The organism is Acidobacteriota bacterium (assembly GCA_016196035.1).
Taxonomy (GTDB): domain Bacteria; phylum Acidobacteriota; class Blastocatellia; order RBC074; family RBC074; genus JACPYM01.
The window spans coordinates 60111-68115 of record JACPYM010000113.1 but is presented as its reverse complement, the minus strand read 5'-3'; the positions used below and the strand labels follow the sequence as shown (position 1 = coordinate 68115).

Annotated in this window: 7 protein-coding genes; 6 read left to right on the top strand and 1 reads right to left on the bottom strand. The window is 54.0% G+C overall.

Going from position 1 to position 8005, the window contains the following annotated elements; translation table 11 throughout:
- Positions 1 to 167: 167 nt before the first annotated feature.
- Positions 168 to 530, top strand: coding sequence for a hypothetical protein (locus tag HY011_32030; GenBank protein ID MBI3427576.1), 363 nt, complete (start codon positions 168 to 170; stop codon positions 528 to 530).
- A gap of 6 nt (positions 531 to 536) precedes the next feature.
- A complete protein-coding gene (locus HY011_32025) occupies positions 537 to 992 on the top strand; it encodes an SET domain-containing protein (GenBank protein MBI3427575.1) in 456 nt (151 codons plus the stop codon).
- Between the two features lie 74 nt (positions 993 to 1066).
- Here HY011_32025 and HY011_32020 read toward each other — a convergent pair whose 3' ends face one another.
- Complete coding sequence (locus HY011_32020) at positions 1067 to 2086, bottom strand: sigma-54-dependent Fis family transcriptional regulator (protein MBI3427574.1); 1020 nt, start codon at positions 2084 to 2086, stop codon at positions 1067 to 1069.
- A 563-nt stretch (positions 2087 to 2649) separates the two neighbouring features.
- Here HY011_32020 and HY011_32015 point away from each other — a divergent pair.
- From HY011_32015 to HY011_32000, 4 genes are all read left to right on the top strand, one after another.
- Entirely contained in the window at positions 2650 to 4419 is a 1770-nt protein-coding gene (locus tag HY011_32015) for a HAMP domain-containing histidine kinase (protein MBI3427573.1), read from the top strand.
- Positions 4420 to 4539: 120 nt separating this feature from the next.
- On the top strand, positions 4540 to 5223 hold the full coding sequence (locus tag HY011_32010) for a response regulator transcription factor (GenBank protein MBI3427572.1): 684 nt from the start codon (positions 4540 to 4542) through the stop codon (positions 5221 to 5223).
- Between the two features lie 397 nt (positions 5224 to 5620).
- A complete protein-coding gene (locus HY011_32005; GenBank protein ID MBI3427571.1) occupies positions 5621 to 6553 on the top strand; it encodes a hypothetical protein in 933 nt (310 codons plus the stop codon).
- Complete coding sequence (locus HY011_32000; GenBank protein ID MBI3427570.1) at positions 6550 to 8004, top strand: hypothetical protein; 1455 nt, start codon at positions 6550 to 6552, stop codon at positions 8002 to 8004. The genes HY011_32005 and HY011_32000 overlap by 4 nt, the downstream gene beginning before the upstream one ends.
- Position 8005 lies beyond the last annotated feature (1 nt).

The window sequence follows — 8005 nt, the reverse complement described above, 5'->3', positions numbered from 1 at the left end:
TGCATAAGTCGTTCAAGGTTTGCACAAATCGGTTAGTTACATTGCCTTATTTTGCAAGGCGATATGAGTCCCCGATTTGTGCAAAAATCCGAGTTGCACAAATCGGGGACTGTTTTCGGGGCGCTTTGTGCAAAGCCACGCTGCGTACCCAGGGGTGTCCATCTGAAATGCAAAACCTATTTCCCTTATTTTGGCTCATCGCCCTGACGCTGCTTTCGGGCGTGTGCGACGCGCAGGGCTTCGTTTATGCCGCGCGGATGTGGCAGGGCGGTGCCTTGGTCAAAGCGGCGGCGCTGCGGTCGCTGCTCTACTTTCTGGTTGGGATGGCGCTCTATCTTTACTCGTTGCGCTTTCTCCAACAATTCAGCGTCGTCTCGCCGGAGTTGCAGAGCCTGTTTTGGTTCTCGGTCACGCTCATCGGGGTGGCCGTCATCAACGGCAGGGCCGCGCAATGGTCGAGCATTGACCGATTGGTAGCCGTGTTGGTCTTGTGCGGCATTGGCTGGCTGTTGCTGCGTACCGGAGGTTGAAACTTTATGCTGTTAGTCAAAACCAGAATTGGCCCGAGCCGCGTGCACGGCATCGGCATCTTTGCGGCGGAGTTCATTCCGCAAGGCACCGTCACGTGGGAATACGACCCGGCTTTCGATACCGCCTACGACGAAGCGGACATCGCCCGCATGTCGCCCCCGGCGCGCGCGCAATTTCGGAAGTATGCGTATTTCGACAAAGAGCTGGGCCGCTACGTGCTCTGCTTCGATGACCTGCGTTTCATCAACCACAGTGCGGACGCGCCGAACATCAGCGCGACGCCGCGCCGGGATGTCGCCGCCCGCGATATTCAGGAGGGCGAAGAGTTGCTGTGCGATTACACCTGTTTCGATGACACCTACTTTGCGGCCTGCGCCAGCTTTCTCATCGCCGACGCTCAAAACAAAACCGCCGCCCACCCCGACGACGCCGCAAATGGCAAACAAAACCAGCTTGCCTGACCGTGATCTCCTGCTGTTACTTTGCGGCGCCGTCGGCGCGGGCGGCGGTTGGGTTGTGGGGGAAACTTGTTGGGTTAAAGCAGCGGCCTCCCTTGCTCGGCGAAGCGTTTCAATTTCATGTTCAGCGTTTGCACGCGCAAGCCGAGCAGCTTTGACGCCTTGGTCTGGCTGTTGCCGCTTTGTTGCAACGCCGTGACGATCAGCGAACGCTCGAAATCATCCACCAGACTGGGCAATTCGATCCCGTCGGGCGGGATGCTGCGCAATTTGGCGAAGCGGATATGCGAGGGCAAAAACTCTTCTGCGACTTGCTGGGGCGGGAGATTGGAAAGCGCGCTTTCGAGCACCGCCTCAAGCTCGTCAATGTTGTGCTTCCATTCGTATTCCATCAACACGCGCAAAGCCGCTGGCGAAATCTCAGCCGGCCCTTTGCCCAGCTTTTTGGCGATACGCCCCGCCAGATGCCGGGCCAGATAGGGCACGTCTTCGCTACGCTGGCGCAGCGGTTTGAGCGCGAAGCTGTAGGAGCGCAGCAATTCGACCAGGCCATAAGCAATGCGATTGTCCGCCGTGCGTTCTTCGGGATTGCATTCCGAAGCGAAGATCAAGCGTTGCTCGATCAGGCTGGCGTGTTTGCGCCAACGTTGCTCTTCCAGATAAACCGCAAAACGCTGTTGCAGCAACGGCGTCAAACTGGTCAATTCGTTGATAAAGACCGTCCCTTGCTTGACGGTTTCGAGCATGCCGGCCTGCCTGTTTGGGTGCCCGTTGGCGTTGAACAGCAATTCGTGCAAGGCATCGCCGCTCAAGCCGTGCGCATTGACGGCGAAAAAGGGCTTCGACCAATTGGCGCTGGCGTTGTGCAGCGCGCGCGCAATCTGTTCCTGGCGCAAACCGCGTTCGCCGATTAACAACACCGGTTGCTGTTGCGAAGCCTGGACGCTGATGAACTGCTTCAAGTCCATCACATTCTGGCTGATGCCGGTGAAGCATTCGTAATTGTCCAACTCAACCACGCGCGGCTGGGTTACCAGCGATAAGGGCGCACGCGGCAGGGGTGAAACCATTTTCTGTACGGCCATTTCCGCAGTCATAATTACTTCCCTTCACCCGCACTCAAATTCTTGTCATTACCCAAATCTTTGCACAAACACAGCCCGCGGAAGCGGGCGGCAGCGTAAAGCCCAGGGTGGAGCGCGCAAGCGCGGAACCCTGGGACGGCATCGGTTGAAGCCAAGAGCCCACGGAGTGGGCGGCAGACCTTGGCGTAACTGAACATCATCTGCCGCCCGCATTCGCGGGCTACGCGCGTAATCGCCAATGTTCCCAGGGTTCCGCGCTTGCGCGCTCCACCCTGGGCTTTACGCTGCCGCCCGCTTCCGCGGGCTAAAATCCGGCTCGCGCGATTCGTGCAAATATCTGGGTAATGACAAGCACTCAAATCCTGGACTTGCGCGCATAAGCAACCGCTTGGGCGAGAACTGCTTGTTCTTTGACAATGGCAGTCTCTTACAACGCCAGGTAAATGTCTTCAAGACGCAGTAAAAAGCGGTAAATGTTGTCAACGAGATGTAAAAGGATCAAGGCTGGCCGAACCGGGCATTCGCATTCGCGGTATACTGCCCCGTGTTGGCAACCATGAACTGCCGGAGCGCCTATGGAATTCCTGCCGAAACTGAAACACTTCATCCGCCAGAATAGGCTCTGGCTTGGTCTGGTCGTGGTGGCCGTGCCCTTGCTGATCAATCTGGCGCTGCAATACCGCGCCTTGTCTGTCTTACAGAAAACTTTGCCCACCGCGCGCACGGTTTACATGCGCCGCGTGCTGGCCGAAGCCGTTAGCAAGGTCAACGGCATTTATAAAGAGAAAGCCGAATACGTGCTGAGCATGCCCGCGACGGCATTTCTTTATCGTTACCCCGATCCCAAAGAAGTGCACAAACGGCCCAGCGCCTTTCCGCGCATCATGAACCCGCGCCAGTATTTGGATTACCCGCAGATTGAAGCCCACTTCCGCCAGCACCCTTTCAAAGGCGCGCGCTTGCTGTTCATCGGCATGGTCGCGGGGCCGTCAGACCCGACCTTTACCTTCATTGATTTTTACGATCCACGCTCCTGCTCCATCCGCAAAGACATTTCGTCCGGCGAACTGGGCGCGGCCCACGCGGCGGCGGCGAATTGGACGGCGATGGCGATGACCAACACCAAAGCGCCCTCGTTGCGGCTTTCGGTGGATGAACGCGACCCGCAAAACCGCTTGCTGGTGAAACCGATTGCCGATGAAAAGTCGCGCGTGGTCGGCGTCGTGGGCATGTTCCTCGATCAACAGGTTTTTCAGAATGACTTTCTGTTGCCGGCCTTAAACGAAGCCCTGCCGGGCGCCTTCCCGGAAGAATATCGCGAGGTCGTGCTCACGCTGAACGAGAAAAAGAATGTCTTTTATGCCAGCCAGCCGTATGAAGGCATGGCCTATGAGGTCGCCTACCAACTGCCCTTCGTCTTTAGCGATTGGAACGTCGGCATGCGCATGAAAGATATGACCGAGGAGCAATGGAGCCGTCGCTACTTTTTGACCAATCTGGCTTCGTCGTTGCTCACCGCGCTGGTGCTGATTGGCGGCATTGTGCTGACGTTGCGCACCGCCGCGCGCGCCATGCGGTTATCGCAAATGAAGGCGGATTTCGTCTCGAACGTTTCGCACGAATTACGCACGCCGCTGGCTTCGATTCGCGTCTTCGGCGAATTTTTGAAAATGGGGCGCGTGCGCGATGGCGAGAAGATTCGTGAGTATGGCGAGTACATCGAAACCGAGAGCCGCCGCTTGACCCAACTCATCAACAACATTCTCGATTTTTCCAAAATCGAATCCGGCCAAAAGACCTATCACTTCGAACCGGCCGATCTTGAGGCCGTCGTGGCCGAAACGCTCAAGACCTTCACCGTGCGGCTGGAACAAAGCGGTTTCGCCATCACGTTTGACACGCCGCAAACGCATTTCCCCTTGGCCGTAATGGATTCGGACGCCATTGCACAAGCGTTCATCAATCTGTTGGACAACGCGGTCAAATACTCCGGCGAGTCACGCACCATTAACGTCAAGCTGGGACAACAGGATTCCTTCGTCACTATCAGCGTCACCGATTACGGCATCGGCATTGCGGCGGATGAGCGCGCCAAAGTCTTTGAAAAGTTCTATCGCGTCAGCACCGGCCTGGTGCACGACGTCAAAGGCAGCGGGCTGGGATTGTCCATCGTCCAGCACATCGTCGAGGCGCATCAGGGCAAAGTTACGGTCGAAAGTGAACTCGGCAAAGGCAGCACTTTTACGATTCATTTGCCGGTGGACGAACACGCGCAACCGCGCGAGCAAGCCAACACCGGCAGTTTGCTGGGGGCGGCAACCTCGATTTCTCAGTCTGAAATATGATTGAACAGTACCGCGCGCGTGAGCAAGCGGCGCTTGGTAACTAATCCCAATGCCCGGCAGATGACCGCGCGCTTGCTCACGCGCGCGGTACTGTCCCGGTCTTGTTCGTGGTTAAGAAATATGAACAGCAAGGTTTTAATTGTCGAAGACGATCAGGCCATGGCCGTCGCCCTACGCGATGGGTTTGAATACGAAGGCTACAACGTGCAAGTCGCGCGTGACGGTTCGGCTGGCCTAAAACTCGCCACCGAACGCGATTTGGATTTGATCATCCTGGATGTGATGTTGCCCAAGCTGAGCGGCTTCGATGTCTGCAAACAACTGCGCAGCACCGGCAACGCCACGCCCATCATCATGCTGACGGCGCGCGGCCAGGAAATTGACAAAGTCGTCGGCCTAAAGATCGGCGCGGATGATTACGTCACCAAACCGTTCAGCTTCATGGAACTGATGGCGCGCGTCGAAGCCCTCTTGCGCCGCACCACACGCCAGCCTGACAACCACGATGATTTCACGTTTGCCGACGTGTTAGTCAGCTTCAAAAAATTCGAGGTCACCAAAGCCAGCCAGCCGCTCGACATCTCACCGCGCGAATTCAAAATCCTCAAGTACTTCATCGAACATCGCGGTGAAGTCATCACCCGCGACCAATTGCTCGACGCTGTCTGGGGCTACAGCAGCTTCCCCATCACCCGCACCGTAGACATGCACATCGCCAAGCTGCGGCAAAAGATTGAAGACACGCCACACGACCCCCACCACATCATCACCGTGCATCGGGTGGGCTATAAGTTTGTAGTGTGAATCATTGAGCCAACCGCATGCTCCGCAATTACCGCCCCCACTACCGCGCCGCCTTCCGACTCACAGCAGCGAAGCCTACGCCCCCCGACAGCGTAGCTCTGATCTGTCAGCGGCCAGAAATGCCCGTTCGTAGCCCAACAAGAATCTGACAATTCGTATTGTTTTGCACTCCAGCTAAACATTGACGGCCCCAACCATTTGGCCTAGACTCCGCTCCGCTCAGCGCACTTGGCACCGAAATGGATGGGAAGGGACACGCCGCGAGCAACTTCTTCCGTAGTACCGCAATACGTAATTCAATAACAAGTGAGTGGTTTTCGGGCTTGAAATGGCACGTCCCACCTGTTTTTCAGTTTGATGTCTCTTTAACAAGCTTTTCATCACTGACTACCAAGCTATGAATTTAATTCCAGCAAACCAAAATGAGCCAGAGCATCTCAAAGAATTAGCTGCACAACGCGAACTATATTCTGAGGCCAAAGGAATTCTGGTATGGCAAATGATTCTGACCATTGGCTTGGCAGTGGCTTTTTCAATACTCGGTATTCTTACCAAAGGCCGTTGGATTGAACCTTGGATCGAAAAGGGAGCTGCGTTTTTGAGTATGTTGATTGCCCTTCTCGATATGCTCCTACTGGAACCTCGGCAAAAGCAGTTAGCTCAACAAGCGGCTAGGGTTCAGGAAAACTTCGATTGTGATTTGTTCGCCTTGGAATGGAACGAGTTGAAACTAGAAGTCCGCCCAGAACAAGAGTTGGTTAACGAAAAAGCTGAAAAACATCGTGGCGTTGACTCTGATTTTGCCAAACTCAAGAATTGGTATTCCAACAGTGTTGGGGAGGTCCCGCTCTCTGTTGCAAGGTTGCTTTGTCAGCGCGCCAACATCAGATGGGATAAAACCTTGCGACGTCGCTATGCAACAGTCGTCTCCTTCGGCCTACCGAGCCTGTTTGTTGGACTAACGCTCTTTGGAATGTGGTATGGAATGGCTTTAACAGATTTTGTTTTCAAAACTTTTATTCCATTTCTACCTGCGTTCCAATGGGGTATTCGCGAAACTAAGAAACAACAAGAAGCCGCCCGTACACTTGACCGCCTTTATGCGGAGATTCAGAGGCTTTGGGGAAAAACGCTTAAGGGCGAGCTGACCGATGACCAACTACAGCTTGCCTCGCGTAATCTGCAAAATGAAATCTACGATCATAGACGAAGCGCGCCATTTATCTTTGATTGGATTTATAACCGTTATAAATCCAAAGATGACGAGCAAATGAATGTGAACACAGAAAGCTTGGTTAAGGATTACTTGAAGAGAAAGGGCCAGGAATGAGTCAATATTTTCTGCGAGTGGAAGCCGTCAACCTCGGCAACTTTGTGTATGACACACAGGATTTAAGCACAGTGCGTGGAGGCGGCTTGCTACTCTTAAATGCGGTAGAAAAGCTGGCAGACTTAGTGCAGCCTACCAACTTAAAAGTCTTAACGACTGGGGCATCTATTGGCCTTTATGAATTTGAAGCCACGGACTTAACCACCGCACAGGCTGTTCGCGATGCTGTGCAGACCACGCTAGCCAACGACGCTAAGTTACAACACGCGACATTTGTAGTCAGCTTTCAGCCTAAAAGCGACGACCAATCCTTCGCACGCGACATCGAAGTGTTACAAGCAAAGAATCGTTGGCAACAGATGCAATCGCCTTCGCTTGCACTTTCTTCCGCGCAGGGTGTCCAAGTTTGTGAAATTGATTTGGTACGGGCGGCAACGCGCGATGTTTCTGCGCCTGAAAACAAAACCTGGCGGGTGAGTGAATCGGTAGCAACACGTCGCCAGGTTGGGCAACAGCTCAAGCAGAAATTTTATGAAGAGCACATCGGCAGGCCATTGCAACGCAACTTCACACACGAATTGAATGAGCTAACCGAGGACAAAGCCAAAGGTAATTTGAATGGCAAAATGGCGCTGATATATCTGGACGGCAACCAGTTTGGCTTCATCAAAAGATCGGTCAGTAATAGCCGCGCCGAATGGTTGAAGTTTGATCAGACGGTGCAATCCTATCGCCGCGCGATGTTAGAAGGACTGCTAGATTGCATGGAAGCGGATAGTGACTGGCAAACCTGCAAAGGCAAGCATCGGGTTGAGACCTTGCTTTGGGGCGGCGATGAATTGATGTGGATTGTCCCGGCGTGGAAGGGATGGGAAGCTTTGCAATACTTCTATCAACAGTCAGAAAAATGGCAATTCAAAGGGCAGCCGCTGCGTCATTCAGGCGGGCTTGTTTTCTGTCATCATAACGCCCCGATTCATCGCATCACGGCACTGGCACAAAACCTAGCGAAACTCGCGAAAGCCAAAAGCCGTGCGCAAAATCTCTTTGCTTACGAGGTACTAGAATCATTCGATCACGTCGGACGCGATTTAGAAGCGTATCGCCGCGAGCGTAGCCCGCAACCTGTCACAACAACTGATTCTCTTAATCCTGAAACATTGATTCTGGATGGAATGACAATGGCAGCGTTGGGTGATTTTGTCTATGACTATGCGGAAGAGTTGCCGCGCAAACCACTCCACGAATTAACAGAAGAACTACTGACGGCGTTACGCCCAACCGATAGCGTCACGCAGCGAGAAAGCACCCGCAAACAGCTACTAAAACGCCTTCAATCCGCCGCCATCAAAGCTGGCAAGCCTGAAGATGCGTTGCAGCAATTGTTCAATTCTTTTGGTGAACAAAGCTTCTGGCTGCACGCCAATGCCCTTTGGGATTATCTCGTCTAAG